This window comes from Nonomuraea sediminis (genome assembly GCF_018531495.1).
Taxonomy (GTDB): Bacteria; Actinomycetota; Actinomycetes; order Streptosporangiales; family Streptosporangiaceae; genus Nonomuraea; species Nonomuraea sediminis.
In genome coordinates, this window is record NZ_JAHDTI010000028.1 from 14,450 (window position 1) to 28,299 (window position 13,850).

Here is a 13,850-nt window from a genome sequence, read left to right on the forward strand (position 1 = left end):
GCACAACGTCAGCCCCGGTGCTGACAACAGCCCTGATCAAGCCAGAACAACAAGAAGGGGTTCAGTGGCGGGGTCCGATGTCCTGGACCACCCGGACGTAGGCGCCGGAGGGGCGGCGCCAGCGGTTTGCGCGCCGGCAGGCGCGCCATCAGAAGGGCGCCTGAGCGAAGCGAAGACCTGCAGGGGTCGGGGCTGGGCCCGACTGGAGACACGCCTGAGCAACAAGCGCGAAGCGCCGACCGCGATGACCACGCCTTTGGGAAGAGCGCCTGAGCGAAAGCGAAGACCTTGCCCTTGGGAGTTGTACGGCGGGCCACCCCGGCCCGCCGTACCGGGTGCTACTTGGCGTTGGACTTGAGGTAGTCGGCGTTCATCTGGGCGATCGTGTCCAGGGGGATGCCCTTGGGGCAGACCGCGGTGCATTCGCCGGTGTTGGTGCAACCGCCGAAGCCTTCGGCGTCCATCTGGTCGACCATGGCCTTGGCGCGCGAGAGGCGCTCCGGCTGGCCCTGCGGCAGCAGCGACAGGTGGGTGATCTTGGCCGCGGTGAAGAGGGAGGCCGAGCCGTTGGGGCAGGCCGCCACGCAGGCGCCGCAGCCGATGCAGGTGGCCGCGTCGAAGGCGCTGTCGGCGTCCTCCTTGCGGACCGGGATCGAGTGGGCGTCAGGCGCCGAGCCGGCAGGGACCGAGACGAAGCCGCCCGCCTGGATGATGCGGTCGAAGGCGGACCTGTCCACGACGAGGTCCTTGACCACGGGGAAGGGGGCCGCGCGCCAGGGTTCGATGGTGACGGTGGCGCCGTCCTCGAAGTGGCGCATGTGCAGCTGGCACGTGGTGGTGGCCCGCTGCTCGCCGTGGGCGACGCCGTTGATGACCATGCCGCACATGCCGCAGATGCCCTCGCGGCAGTCGTGGTCGAAGGCGATCGGGTCGTCGCCCTCGAGGATTAGCTGCTCGTTGACGACGTCCAGCATCTCCAGGAAGGACATGTCGGGCGAGACGTCCTTGGCCTGATATGTCACCATCCGACCGGCATCGGATGGGCCGTTCTGGCGCCAAACGCGAAGGGTCAGATTCATCCCAGGGCTTCCTTGTCGTTCGTGCGGTCGGGAAGGGCGGTCACTTGTAGCTCCGCTGGCTCATCTTGACGTACTCGTACTCGAGCTGCTCCTTGTGCAGCACCGGCCCCTCGGCAGAGAACTCCCAGGCCGACACGTGGGCGAAGTGCTCGTCGTCGCGCAGGGCCTCGCCATCGGCGTCCTGGGACTCGGCGCGGAAGTGGCCGCCGCAGGACTCGGTGCGCACCAGCGCGTCCAGGCACATGAGCTCGGCCAGGTCGAAGAAGTCGGCCACCCGGCCGGCCCGCTCCAGTACCTGGTTGAGCTCCTCGGAGGTGCCGGAGACCTTGACGTTGCGCCAGAACTCCTCGCGCAGCGCGGGGATGAGCTCCAGGGCCTTGCGCAGCGACTCCTCGGTGCGCTCCATGCCGCAGTAGTCCCACATGATCTTGCCCAGCTCGCGGTGGAAGGAGTCGGGCGTACGGTCGCCGTTGACGGACAGCAGCCGGTCGATCTTGCGCCGGACCCGGATCTCCGCCTCGGCGATGGCCTCGTCGTCGACCTCACCGTAGGGACCGTTCGCGAGATAGTCCCCAACAGTGGTCGGAAGCACGAAATATCCGTCGGCGAGCCCCTGCATCAGAGCCGAAGCCCCGAGCCGGTTGGCCCCGTGGTCGGAGAAGTTGGCCTCACCGATCACGAAAAGTCCGGGAATAGTGGACTGGAGGTCGTAGTCCACCCACAGCCCGCCCATCGTGTAGTGGACCGCAGGGTAGATCCGCATCGGCTGCGAGTACGGGTCCTCGCCGGTGATGCGCTCGTACATCTCGAAGAGGTTGCCGTACTTGGCCGCGACGGCGTCGCGACCCAGCCGGGAGATCGCGTCACGGAAGTCCAGGTAGACCCCGAGCCCGCCGGGCCCGACCCCGCGCCCCTCGTCACAGACGTTCTTGGCCGCCCGCGAGGCGATGTCCCGCGGGACCAGGTTCCCGAAAGCCGGATAGATCCGCTCCAGGTAGTAGTCGCGCTCCTCGTCAGGGATGTCGCCCGGAGCCCGGGAGTCCCCGGCCGCCACCGGCACCCACACGCGCCCGTCGTTGCGCAGCGACTCCGACATGAGCGTCAGCTTCGACTGGTACTCCCCCGACACCGGGATACAGGTCGGGTGGATCTGCGTGTAGCAGGGGTTGGCGAGGTACGCCCCCCGCTCGTGCGCCCGCCAGATCGCGGTGGTGTTGCACCCCTTGGCGTTCGTGGACAGGAAGAACACGTTGCCGTACCCGCCGGACGCCAGGACCACGGCGTCGGCCAGGTGCCGCTCGATCTCGCCGGTCACCATGTCTCGCACGATGATGCCGCGCGCCCGCCCGTCGGAGACGATCAGGTCGAGCATCTCGTGCCGGGTGTACATGGTCACGGTCCCGGCCGCGATCTGCCGCTCCAGGGCCTGGTAGGCGCCCAGCAGCAGCTGCTGTCCCGTCTGGCCGCGGGCGTAGAAGGTACGGGAGACCTGGGCGCCGCCGAAGGAGCGGGTGTCGAGCAGCCCGCCGTACTCGCGGGCGAACGGCACGCCCTGGGCCACGGCCTGGTCGATGATGTTCACCGAGACCTGGGCCAGGCGGTAGACGTTGGACTCGCGGGCGCGGAAGTCGCCGCCCTTGACGGTGTCGTAGAACAGCCGGTAGATCGAGTCGCCGTCGCCGCGGTAGTTCTTGGCGGCGTTGATGCCGCCCTGCGCGGCGATGGAGTGGGCCCGGCGCGGCGAGTCCTGGTAGCAGAAGGACTTGACGTTGTAGCCGAGCTCGCCCAGCGTCGCGGCGGCCGAGCCGCCGGCCAGGCCGGTGCCGACCACGATCACGTTGAGCTTGCGCTTGTTGGCGGGGTTGACCAGCTTGGCGCCGAACTTCCGCTTCTCCCACCGCTCCTCGATCGGACCGGCGGGTGCCTTGGTGTCCCGGATCTCAGGACCCTCGGTGTAGTTCACTTGATCACTCCGAACGTGACGGCCAGCGGCGGGGCCAGGAAGCCGAGGACGAGGACCGCGGAGATCAGCGCGGCACTGGCCTTCAGCGCCTTGTAGCGGGCGCGGTTGGCCCAGCCGACGGTCTGGAAGACGCTCCAGATGCCGTGCCGCAGGTGGAGGCCCACCATGATCACGGCCGCGATGTAGATGAGGGTCACCCACCAGCGCGCCGGCTCGAACCCGGCGACCATCCGGTCGGCGGGCGCGGCGTCATACCCCTTCGGGTTGACCACGCCGAAGCTGAGGTCGAGCAGGTGCCAGACCAGGAAGAGCGCGATGGTGACGCCGCCCCAGCGCAGGATGTGCGTGGAGTAGCCGGAGGCCTGCGACTTCTTGGCCACGTACTTGACCGGCCTGGCCTTGCGCGCCTGGCGGGTGAGCGAGATGGCCGCCCACACGTGCAGGACGACCGAGGCGACCAGCACGGCCTCGATGATCGTCAGCACCGTCCGGTAGGGCAGGATCGGCTCGAGCAGCGTGCGCAGCGCGTCGGCGTAGTCGTTGAAGGATTCCTTGCCCAGGAAGATCTTCAGGTTGCCGAGCATGTGGAGCAGCAGGAAGGCCACCATGACGGCGCCCGTGACGGCCATCACGACCTTCTTGCCGTTCGACGAGCTCAGGAACCCACGGCGCTTGTGAGGCGTTGGAGCCTTGGCGACAGGTGTCGCCTTCTTGGGGGAGGTAACCGGCGCGGTTGCGTGCCCGCGCTCAATCGTGGCTGTCACATCTTCCGACGCTAGATATCCAGGCATGATCCCGTCCAAGTCATCACACGCCTGGTTTCCATAGCCTCCGGCTATGATGCTTGGTTTGTACGGCCAGCCGTACCAAACCCACCTGGGAGATTGCGACCAAAGTCACATGCAGTTGCAGCAACTCGCCTACTTCGTGGCCGTGGCGGAGGCCCGGCACTTCACGCAGGCGGCCGAGCGCATGCGGGTCGCCCAGCCGTCGCTGAGCAAGCAGATCAAGGCGCTGGAGACCGAGCTGGGCGCCCCGCTGTTCTCGCGGGCCAGGGGCAACGTGATGCTGACCCAGGCGGGCGAGGCGCTGCTGCCGCTGGCGCGCAGGATGCTGGCCGACGCCGACACCGCCAGGCAGGAGGTGGCCGAGCTGGCCGGGCTGCGCAGGGGCCGGGTGCGGCTGGGCGCCACGCCGTCGCTGTGCGCGGGGCTGCTGGCCGACGCGCTGGCCCGCTTCCACAGCGACTACCCGGGCATCGAGCTGCTGGTGGAGGAGGGCGGCTCGCGTGACCTGGTGCGGGCGCTGGCCCGCGGGCAGCTCGACCTGTCCCTGGTGATCACCCCGTTGCAGCACGACGACCCGTCCCTGGTGACCGAGGAGATCCTGCGCGAGAGCCTCGTGGTCGTCGCGCCCACCGGCGGGCAGGAGCCGCGGCGCAAGCACCTGCACGTCGAGGACCTGCGGGGCAAGTCCCTGGTCATGTTCAGGCGCGGCTACGACCTGCGCGAGGCGACGCTCGCCGCCTGCCGCAACGCCGGGTTCGAGCCCCGGTTCGCGGTGGAGGGCGGCGAGATGGACGCCGTGCTCCGCTTCGTGGAGGCTGGGCTGGGCGTGGCGGTGGTCCCGTCGATGGTGCTCGAGGGCCGGCCGGGGCTGCGCGGCACCCCGCTGGCGGGGCTGAACCGCACGATCGCGCTCGCGCATCGCAAGGACGTCGAGCCGACCCGCGCGGCGCAGGCCTTCCGCACGGCCTTGCGGTCATTTCTGGTCGAGGCCGGTAACGACGGCACGCTTCCGGAAGGCGTGGAGCTCATCGCAGAATGACTCCAACGGCGAAATCTCTCTGAAGAGGCGCATGTGACGTCAACCCTTTCCGTACCGCTCACACTGCTCCTCATCGAGGACGACGCCGGTGACGCGTTCCTGGTCGAAGAGCTGCTCAAGGAGGCCGAGGCGCCGCCCAGGATCGTCTGGGCACGCACCCTGACCGAGGCCAGGCCCAGGCTGACCAGCGAGATCCAGTGCGTGCTCGTGGACCTGTCACTGCCCGACGCCAGCGGGCTCGAGGCGCTGGAAGAGGTCCTGCGGCTGGCCCCGCACGCGGCCGTGCTGGTGCTGACCGGCCTGCGCGACCTGCACATGGGCGTGGCGGCGGTGCAGGCAGGTGCCCAGGACTACCTGGTCAAGCAGGACGTCGACGCGCGATTACTGGCGCGCGCCATCCGCTACGCCATGGAGCGCAAGCGGGCCGACTTGGCTCAGCTGCGCCTGGTGGAGGCCGAGCTGACGGCCAAAGAGAACGCGCGGCTGGAGAGCGGCCTGCTTCCGGTGCCGCTGCTGCACACAGGCGCGCTCGAGCACATCACGCGCTACCTGCCGGGCAGCCAGAGCACGCTGCTGGCCGGCGACTTCTACGACACCGTGCAGACCCCCGACGGCTCGGTGCACATCGTGGTCGGCGACGTGTGCGGCCACGGCCCGCAGGAGGCGGCGCTCGGGGTGGCGCTGCGCATCGCCTGGCGCACGCTCGTCCTGGCCGGGCAGACCGGCGACCTGCTGCTGCACACCCTGGACGCGCTGTTACGGGTCGAACGCAAGGCGCCGGAGATCTTCACCACGCTGTGCATGGCCACGATCTCTCCCGACCTGCGCCACGCCAGGATGCGGGTGGTCGGCCATCCGCCGCCGGTGCTGGTCCGCGACGGCGCCGTGGACGTGGTCGCGGAGGCGCCGTCGGGCCCGCCGCTGGGCATCTTCCCCGACGCGGGGTGGAAGGTGCTCGACGTACCGCTGGGCGAGCGGTGGTCGATGCTGCTGTACACCGACGGGCTGATCGAGGCCGCCATGGGCGAGAACGCCGAACGGCTCGGCGTCGAGGGACTGGTCGGCCTGGTGCGCGAACACGGCACGATCGATCTCGACCGGCTGATCCGGCATGTGGGAACGTTGAGCGACGATCTCGCCGCGGTACTCGTGCGCAGGAGTTCACCATGAGCATCGGCCCGCTGCCCCCGCCCAAGGAGCCGACCGGGCTGGGCAGGCTGCCCCTCGCCCGCTGGTTCATCGTCACGGGCGCCCTCGTGCTGGTGGCCTACGCCGTCGGCGTGGTGGTCACGCTGATGATGGTCGGCCGGGTCCGCGACGTCGGCCCGCGCCCTGAGGTCGCCGCCGCGCTCGACCAGGTCACGGTGACGCTGGTCGTGCTGTTCTCGGTGCTGCTGGTGGCCGGGGTGGGGGTCGCGGTGGTGGTGCGGCTCGCCGTACTGAAGCCTCTCAAGCAGCTCACCGAGCAGGTGCGCGCGGTGGCCGCGGGGGACTTCGACCACCGCCTGGACGTCGACAGGCCGGCCGAGCTGGCGGAGCTGTCCAGCCACATCGACTCCATGCGCAGGCGCATCCTCACGGGCTGGCGGCACGCGGAGGAGCAGTCGGACGAGCTGCGCCGCTCCAACGGCGAGCTCGAGCAGTTCGCCTACGTGGCCAGCCACGACCTGCAGGAGCCGCTGCGCAAGGTCGCCAGCTTCACCCAGATGCTGGAGCAGCGGTACGGCGAGCAGCTCGACGACCGGGCCCGCCAGTACATCTCCTACGCCGTCGACGGGGCCAAACGGATGCAGGGCCTGATCAACGACCTGCTCGACTTCTCCCGCGTGGGCAGGGTGACCGGCGAGCGCGTGGTCACCGACACCAGCCAGGCGCTGGCGACGGCCCTGGAGAACCTGTCGGCCAGGATCGACGACACGGAAGCCGTGGTCACCTGGCACGACCTGCCCGAGGTGATCGGCAACCGGGTCCAGCTGACCCAGCTGTTCCAGAACCTCGTCGAGAACGCCGTCAAGTTCCGTTCCGAGCTGCCGCCGCGCATCAGCATCGCGGCCAGGCAGGTGGACGGGATGTGGGAGTTCAGCTGCTCCGACAACGGGATCGGCGTCGAGCCGAAGTACGCCGACCGGATCTTCCTGATTTTCCAGCGGCTGCACCCGCGGGACGTGTATCCAGGCACGGGGATCGGCCTGGCGCTCTGCCGCAAGATCGTCGAGTATCACGGCGGGCAGCTGTGGCTCGACCGTGAGGCGGAGGGCCCGGGCGCGACGTTCCGCTGGACACTGCCTGCCGCAGGAGACGAACGATGAACGACTGGCGCCCGATCGAGGTGCTGCTGGTTGAGGACGACCAGGGCGACATCCTGCTGACCAAGGAGGCCTTCGACCTCAACAAGGTGCGCAACCGGCTGCACGTGGTCAACGACGGCGAGCAGGCGATGGCGTTCCTGCGCCGCGAGGACGGCTACGCCGACGTGCCGCGGCCCGATCTGATGCTGCTCGACCTGAACCTGCCCAGGATGGACGGGATGGAAGTGCTCGAGGCGGTCAAGGCTGACTCCGAGCTGCGCACGATCCCCGTGGTGATCCTGACGACCTCCGAGGCGGAAGAGGACATCATCCGCAGCTACCGCCTGCACGCGAACGCCTATGTCTCCAAACCAGTGGACTTTGAACAGTTCATACGCGTTGTCAGGCAAATAGATGACTTTTTCGTAACAGTGGTAAAGCTTCCGAGTCACCATGATGGTGGGACGTGACAGGAATCACAGTGGGTCATCGAAAAAGTGAGTGACCCTTCTCACAAATACCCATGCCATCGTCGTAACGTATCCCCCACCAACGCGCGCCGGAACCGCTGTGCCGTACGCGCATTCACAGAACGAACCCGGACCCACCCCAGCGCAGGGTCCGCGGGAGGTGGAGAGGTCCGCGATGACCCAGACGACGCCCGAAGCTTCGGTCAGAAGGCAGCGAGCACAAGTCAAGGTGCGCACGCTGCGGACGGACAGATGGTGGCTGGCACCGCTCTTGACATTCCTCGGGCTCAGCTCGTTCCTCGTCTACGGCGTGTGGGCGATCATCAACACGAACTACTACATCGATCCTTATATCGCCCCGTTCTCGTCGCCGTGTCTGGCGACATCCTGTCCCGAAGGGGCGCGCCTGTTCGGCCTGGCGCCCTTCGGTGACTGGTACACGCTGCCGCCGGGACTGCTGATCCTCGGTCTGCCGGGCGGCTTCCGTCTGACGTGCTACTACTACCGCAAGTCCTACTACCGCTCGTTCTGGCTGTCGCCGCCGGCGTGCGCGGTGCAGGAGCCGCACGGCAAGTACTCCGGTGAGACCCGCTTCCCGCTGATCATCCAGAACATCCACCGGTACTTCTTCTACGCCGCGATCGTCATCGGCGCGATCCTGAGCTACGACGCGATCCTCGCGCTCATCCACAAGCCGATCGGCCTGGGCACCTGGATCCTGATCATCAACGCGATCCTGATCGTGACCTACACGATCTCCTGCCACTCCTGCCGGCACATCACCGCGGGGCGGCTCAACCACTTCTCCAAGCACCCGCTGCGCTACAAGGCCTGGACGTTCGTCTCCAAGCTCAACGCCAAGCACCAGCCCCTCGCGTGGGCCTCGATGTTCTCGGTGATGGGCGCCGACCTGTACGTCCGGCTGGTCGCCATGCACGTCATCAACTTCCCGTACGCGTAAGGAAATTCAGGACAGTGGACATCGAGCGTCACGAATACGACGTCGTCGTCATCGGCGCGGGCGGGGCAGGGCTTCGGGCCGCGATCGAGGCACGCCAGCAGGGCAAGCGGACGGCCATCGTCTGCAAGTCCCTGTTCGGCAAGGCGCACACGGTCATGGCGGAGGGCGGCGCGGCCGCCGCGATGGGCAACGTCAACCCCGACGACAACTGGATGGTGCACTTCCGTGACACCATGCGGGGCGGCAAGTTCCTCAACAACTGGCGTATGGCCGAACTGCACGCCAAGGAGGCACCCGACCGCGTCTGGGAGCTGGAGGCCTGGGGCGCGCTGTTCGACCGCACCAAGGACGGCAAGATCAGCCAGCGCAACTTCGGCGGTCACGAGTATCCGCGCCTGGCGCACGTCGGCGACCGTACCGGCCTGGAGCTGATCCGCACCCTGCAGCAGCGGGTCGTCGCGCTGCAGCAGGAGGACTACGAGACGCACGGCGACTACGAGGCCTACATCAAGGTCTACGCGGAGTGCACGGTCACCCGGCTGCTGAAGGATGGCGACAAGATCGCCGGCGCGTTCGGCTACTGGCGCGAGACCGGCAACTTCGTGGTCTGGGACGCGCCCGCGGTGGTGCTTGCCACCGGCGGCATCGGCAAGTCCTACGTGGTCACCTCGAACTCCTGGGAGTACACGGGCGACGGGCACGCGCTGGCGCTGCTGGCCGGGGCCAACCTGATCAACATGGAGTTCATCCAGTTCCACCCGACGGGGATGGTCTGGCCGCCGTCGGTGCGCGGGATCCTGGTCACCGAGTCGGTCCGCGGTGACGGCGGCGTGCTGCGCAACTCGCTGGGCGAGCGCTTCATGTTCAACTACATCCCCGACGTCTTCAAGGACAAGTACGCCACCACCGAGGAGGAGGGCGACCGCTGGTACACCGACCAGGCCAACAACCGGCGCCCGCCGGAGCTGCTGCCGCGTGACGAGGTGGCCCGCGCGATCAACTCCGAGGTGAAGGCCGGGCGTGGATCGCCCCAGGGTGGCGTCTTCCTCGACGTCTCCTCCCGGCTCCCCGCCGAGGAGATCAAGAAGCGGCTTCCGTCGATGCACCACCAGTTCAAGGAGCTGGCCGACGTCGACATCACCGCCGAGCCCATGCAGGTGGGCCCGACCTGCCACTACATCATGGGCGGCGTGGAGGTCGACGCCGACACCGGCGCGGCGGCCGTGCCCGGGCTGTTCGCGGCCGGCGAGGTGTCGGGCGGCATGCACGGCTCCAACCGGCTGGGCGGCAACTCCCTGTCGGACCTGCTGGTCTTCGGCCGGCGCGCCGGGCTGGGCGCGTCCGAGTACGTCGACTCGCTGGCCGCGCGCCCGTCGGCCTCCTCGGAGGACGTCGAAGCCGCGCACGCCGAGGCCCTGGCCCCGCTGGGGCGGACCGGCGAGAACCCGTACGAGGTGCACCACGAGCTGCAGCGCTCGATGAACGACCTGGTCGGCATCATCCGCAAGGCCCCGGAGATTTCCGAGGCCATGGAGGTCATCGAGAAGCTCAAGGAGCGCGTGCAGCTCGTCGGCGCGGCCGGCTCGCGGATCTACAACCCGGGCTGGCACCTGGCGATCGACCTGCGCAACATGCTGCTGGTGTCGGAGTGCGTGGCCCGCGCGGCGCTGCTGCGCGAGGAGAGCCGCGGCGGCCACACCCGCGACGACTTCCCCGGCATGAATCCGGAGTGGCGGCGCAAGCTGCTGGTCTGCTCCACGGCCGACGGCTCGTCGATCGAGGTCGAGGAGAAGATCCAGCCGTCCATGCGTCAGGACCTGTTCGACCTGTTCGACGTGGCTGAGCTGAAGAAGTACCTCACCGATGAAGAGCTGGGGAACGAGAAATGAGTTACAAGGCGAAGTTCAAGGTCTGGCGCGGTGAGGGCGGCGAGGGCAAGCTCGAGGACTTCACCGTCGAGGTGAACGAGGGCGAGGTCGTCCTCGACATCATCCACCGCCTGCAGGCCACGCAGGCGCCCGACCTGGCGGTGCGCTGGAACTGCAAGGCCGGCAAGTGCGGCTCGTGCTCGATGGAGATCAACGGCAAGCCGCGCCTGGGCTGTATGACCCGGATGTCGACCTTCACCGAGGACGAGACGATCACGGTCACGCCGATGCGGACGTTCCCCGTCATCAAGGACCTGGTCACCGACGTCTCCTTCAACTACCAGAAGGCGCGCGAGGTCCCCTCGTTCACCCCGCCCAAGGACGTGCGTCCCGGCGAGTACCGCATGCAGCAGATCGACGTCGAGCGGTCCCAGGAGTTCCGCAAGTGCATCGAGTGCTTCATGTGCAACAACGTCTGCCACGTCATCCGCGACCATGAGGAGAACAAGCCCGCCTTCTCCGGGCCGCGCTTCCTCATGCGGATCGCGGAGCTGGACATGCACCCGTATGACGTGGCCGACCGCCAGGAGTCCGCGCAGAAGGAGCACGGCCTCGGCTACTGCAACATCACCAAGTGCTGCACCGAGGTCTGCCCCGAGCACATCAAGATCACCGACAACGCCCTCATCCCGATGAAGGAACGCGTCGTCGACCGCAGGTACGACCCGTTGGTGTGGCTGGGCAACAAGATCTTCCGCCGCCCCAAGTAACCACCCCGCCGGCGCCTCCTCTCCGCGGAGAGGGGGCGCTTCTTCATGCCCGTACGGCAGGCCCAGCGCGCCCGCTCCGTACGGCGAGCGCCACGAGCCCCCAGGGCCCGCTCCCAGGCGCCGCGTCGGCGGGAAGGTGTACGGCGGGAGCCCGGCGCCCTGTACGGCGGCGAGCCGAGGCCTGAGGGCCACGACAAGCGGGCGGCGTGACGGCGAGCAGGTGGCACCGACTCGCCGGAAGCGCCGGTCTCAGGCCCTCATCGCACGACGGCGGGCGGCCGGTGGGGCGGCCTGCCGTACAGAGGCTTCAGGAAAGATCCTGCGGGCGTTCGGCGACGATTGTGGAGTCGTGCTCGCCGATCGTCGGGCGTTCGGCGACGATCGTGGAGTCGTGCTCGCCGACCGACTGCCAGGGCTCGGAGTCGCCGGATTCGGCGGCGGAGGCGGGGCCGAAGGGGTGGTCGTCCCAGGGCTCCTGATCGGCGGGGATCAGCGGCTCGAACGGCGCCCGGTACTCCGGCTCGGCGGCCGGCTGGGTCGGGGTCTCGTGGCTGTAGGAGTCGAACTCGTCCGGGTGCAGCACGACGGGCGGCTCGGTGGGCGCCGGCGGGTAAGGGTCCGGATAGGTCGGATACTGCGGCGGCTGCGCCGGGTAGGTCTGCACGGGCACGAAGCTGATGATCGGCGCGTAGGCCGTGCCGCCCGGGTAGCCGGGCGCCTGGAAGCCGGCGGTGGTGTAGCCGGGCCCGGCCGGGTAGCCGTTGGGCTGCTCAGGTCCCGGGTAGTGCGGACCCGCCTTGCGGATCGCCGCCGCGTGGGCCATACGGCGCAGCCGGCCCTCGAAGATGAGCACCGCGAACAGCACCAGCAGGACCAGCACCAGCGCCGGGATGCTGAGCTTCTGCGCCAGCGTCCGCTGGTCGAACTCCGGCGTCGCCGCGTGCAGTTCGAGCTGCACGGAGTCGCTGGCAGGGCTGCTGCCGGCGGGCGAGGCGGGCGGCGTGGAGCTGAAGCTGTCCTCGGGCGCCACGGTGGGCAGCTGCACGCTCTGTTCGGGAGTCGTCGGCGGCGCCGTGGTGGCAGGAGGTACCTGGACGTTCTGCGACGGGAGCGGCTGCAGGGGCGGCGCGGTCGTGGACTTGGTGGTGGCGGGGGCCGGGTTCGTGGACTTCTTCGGCGTCGGGGTCTTCGTCTTCTGCGTCGGCGTGATCGTCTTGGTGATCGTCGTCTCGGGGTCCGGCTCCTGGGTGATGGTCGTGGTGACCGTCACCTCGGGCGTTTCGCAGACCTGGTCGGCGTCGCAGGGCGGGACGCTCGGGTCACGGGCGAGCACGGCGGAGCTGGCGTTCGCGCTCTGGGCGACGAACGGGGCAGACACCACACCCGCTAACCCGACGGCGAGGACAAGCGCGGACACGGCCGTCGCTCGCGTGCGTGCCACCGGTGCCCTCCGCGCAGTTCCGAAAGCAAGGTCAAGGGAATAATAGTCGGGTCAAAGTAACAGTAAAGTCGGAATTACAACACCTTTCCGCGAATCCGCGATCTCTGCGCCCTGACCACCAGCCACAGCGCCCCGAGAAGTACGGCGATGCCGCCCGCGGCCACCGGAAATCCCTGGGCGGGCGTCATCAGGTTGAACTGCTGGTCGGCCTCGGGTCGCGCGGCGGCGACGATGGAGATCTGCATCGGCAGCGGGTCCCCCTCGCCCTGCGTGGCCGGCCCGCCGGGCGCGATCCGGGGCAGGTCGAGCGTCTTCATCGCGCCCCCGATTCCCGGCACCTGCGTGTCGGCGGGCTCGCCCTGCGGTGCGTCCGCATCCGCGCGCACGCTCGGAGCACGCAGGTGGTGCGACCCGAGCCTGCCCAGCGGCGCGGGCGCATGGAGCGGCGCGGGCGCGGCGACCGGGGCGGGCGCGGTGATGGGGGTGCGGGGTCCGGCCGGGACTCTGTGGCTCGAGGTGGCGGCGGTGTGAGTGGTGTGCTCGCGCGCCTGATGCCGGTGTTCGGCCGTGCGGGGGGTCACGGGGTCGCAGGTGCTCGCCGTATCGGTGAGGTCCTGCGGGTCGAGGAGGGTGGCCGTGCCGCTGATCGTGTACGGCGAGACCTCGGCGGGAGCCCTGACCAGCCGGGTCACCACCGGCAGCGTGGCGCTCCTGCGCAGCGTGTCGACACCGGAGCCGTCGCGTACCTCGGCGGTGGCCGCCAGCATGACCTCCGTCGCCCCCTGCGGCACGGTCAGGTCGACGTCCACGGTCCGCTCGCCCGAGAGATCGCCGAGCCTGCACACCCGGGTCTGGTCTGCGGTCGCCGCGGCCTGGCTCGTGTCAGCCGTAGCGTCAGGCGGGGCGTCGGGCGCGCAGCTGACCGTGGCCAGCGCCTGCTCCGGCTGGGCCGCCAGGGACAGGCTGGCGTCCTGCCCCGTGCCCTCCAGCCGTACCCGGAACCGCAGCACGTCCCCCGTGCGGGCCCACTGGCCCAGGTCGTCCGGATTCCCGATCCGGTCGAAGAACAGAGACACGCCGTCGTCGTCCGCGCCCGCGGGCACGGCGGGCGCCCCCGTCAAGATCAATGCTCCGACAGCGACCGTGAGCCAGCCGTCTCTGAACATGCCGCTTCCCCCCGAAC

The 13,850-nt window shown here is 69.0% G+C and carries 12 protein-coding genes; 7 read left to right on the top strand and 5 right to left on the bottom strand.

What is annotated here, in order from left to right; genetic code table 11:
• Positions 1–338: 338 nt before the first annotated feature.
• Genes KIK09_RS55620 through KIK09_RS55630 form a run of 3 tightly spaced genes read right to left on the bottom strand, consistent with a single transcriptional unit; the run spans position 339 to position 3,806 of the window.
• Positions 339–1,079 (bottom strand): succinate dehydrogenase/fumarate reductase iron-sulfur subunit, encoded by a 741-nt coding sequence (locus KIK09_RS55620; RefSeq protein WP_214327670.1) that lies wholly within the window; start codon positions 1,077–1,079, stop codon positions 339–341.
• A 40-nt stretch (positions 1,080–1,119) separates the two neighbouring features.
• On the bottom strand, positions 1,120–3,042 hold the full coding sequence (locus tag KIK09_RS55625) for a fumarate reductase/succinate dehydrogenase flavoprotein subunit (protein ID WP_214327671.1): 1,923 nt from the start codon (positions 3,040–3,042) through the stop codon (positions 1,120–1,122).
• On the bottom strand, positions 3,039–3,806 hold the full coding sequence (locus KIK09_RS55630) for a succinate dehydrogenase cytochrome b subunit (protein WP_308164867.1): 768 nt from the start codon (positions 3,804–3,806) through the stop codon (positions 3,039–3,041). Before KIK09_RS55630 ends, KIK09_RS55625 begins: the two co-directional genes overlap by 4 nt.
• Before the next feature lie 136 nt (positions 3,807–3,942).
• Between KIK09_RS55630 and KIK09_RS55635 the strand changes: the two genes are divergently transcribed.
• The 7 genes from KIK09_RS55635 to KIK09_RS55665 all read left to right on the top strand — a co-directional run bounded on the left by KIK09_RS55635 (position 3,943) and on the right by KIK09_RS55665 (position 11,226).
• Entirely contained in the window at positions 3,943–4,869 is a 927-nt protein-coding gene (locus KIK09_RS55635) for a LysR family transcriptional regulator (RefSeq protein ID WP_214327673.1), read from the top strand.
• Positions 4,870–4,902: 33 nt separating this feature from the next.
• Positions 4,903–6,039, top strand: coding sequence for a PP2C family protein-serine/threonine phosphatase (locus KIK09_RS55640; protein WP_214327674.1), 1,137 nt, complete (start codon positions 4,903–4,905; stop codon positions 6,037–6,039).
• Positions 6,036–7,178: a sensor histidine kinase gene (locus KIK09_RS55645; RefSeq protein WP_214327675.1), complete on the top strand. Its 1,143-nt coding sequence runs from the start codon at positions 6,036–6,038 to the stop codon at positions 7,176–7,178. Before KIK09_RS55640 ends, KIK09_RS55645 begins: the two co-directional genes overlap by 4 nt.
• Positions 7,175–7,627 carry a response regulator gene (locus KIK09_RS55650; protein WP_214327676.1) on the top strand — a complete coding sequence of 151 codons (453 nt, stop codon included), beginning with the start codon at positions 7,175–7,177 and terminating at the stop codon, positions 7,625–7,627. Before KIK09_RS55645 ends, KIK09_RS55650 begins: the two co-directional genes overlap by 4 nt.
• Before the next feature lie 271 nt (positions 7,628–7,898).
• Positions 7,899–8,588 carry a succinate dehydrogenase subunit SdhC gene (gene sdhC / locus KIK09_RS55655; RefSeq protein WP_443678899.1) on the top strand — a complete coding sequence of 230 codons (690 nt, stop codon included), beginning with the start codon at positions 7,899–7,901 and terminating at the stop codon, positions 8,586–8,588.
• Positions 8,589–8,602: 14 nt separating this feature from the next.
• Complete coding sequence (locus tag KIK09_RS55660; protein ID WP_214327678.1) at positions 8,603–10,477, top strand: fumarate reductase/succinate dehydrogenase flavoprotein subunit; 1,875 nt, start codon at positions 8,603–8,605, stop codon at positions 10,475–10,477.
• A complete protein-coding gene (locus KIK09_RS55665; RefSeq protein WP_214327679.1) occupies positions 10,474–11,226 on the top strand; it encodes a succinate dehydrogenase/fumarate reductase iron-sulfur subunit in 753 nt (250 codons plus the stop codon). The genes KIK09_RS55660 and KIK09_RS55665 overlap by 4 nt, the downstream gene beginning before the upstream one ends.
• Before the next feature lie 307 nt (positions 11,227–11,533).
• On the opposite strand, the gene KIK09_RS55670 is transcribed toward KIK09_RS55665, so the two are convergent.
• Together KIK09_RS55670 and KIK09_RS55675 are read right to left on the bottom strand one after the other, a co-directional pair.
• On the bottom strand, positions 11,534–12,667 hold the full coding sequence (locus KIK09_RS55670; RefSeq protein ID WP_214327680.1) for a hypothetical protein: 1,134 nt from the start codon (positions 12,665–12,667) through the stop codon (positions 11,534–11,536).
• A 74-nt stretch (positions 12,668–12,741) separates the two neighbouring features.
• A complete protein-coding gene (locus KIK09_RS55675; protein ID WP_214327681.1) occupies positions 12,742–13,833 on the bottom strand; it encodes a hypothetical protein in 1,092 nt (363 codons plus the stop codon).
• Positions 13,834–13,850: the final 17 nt, after the last annotated feature.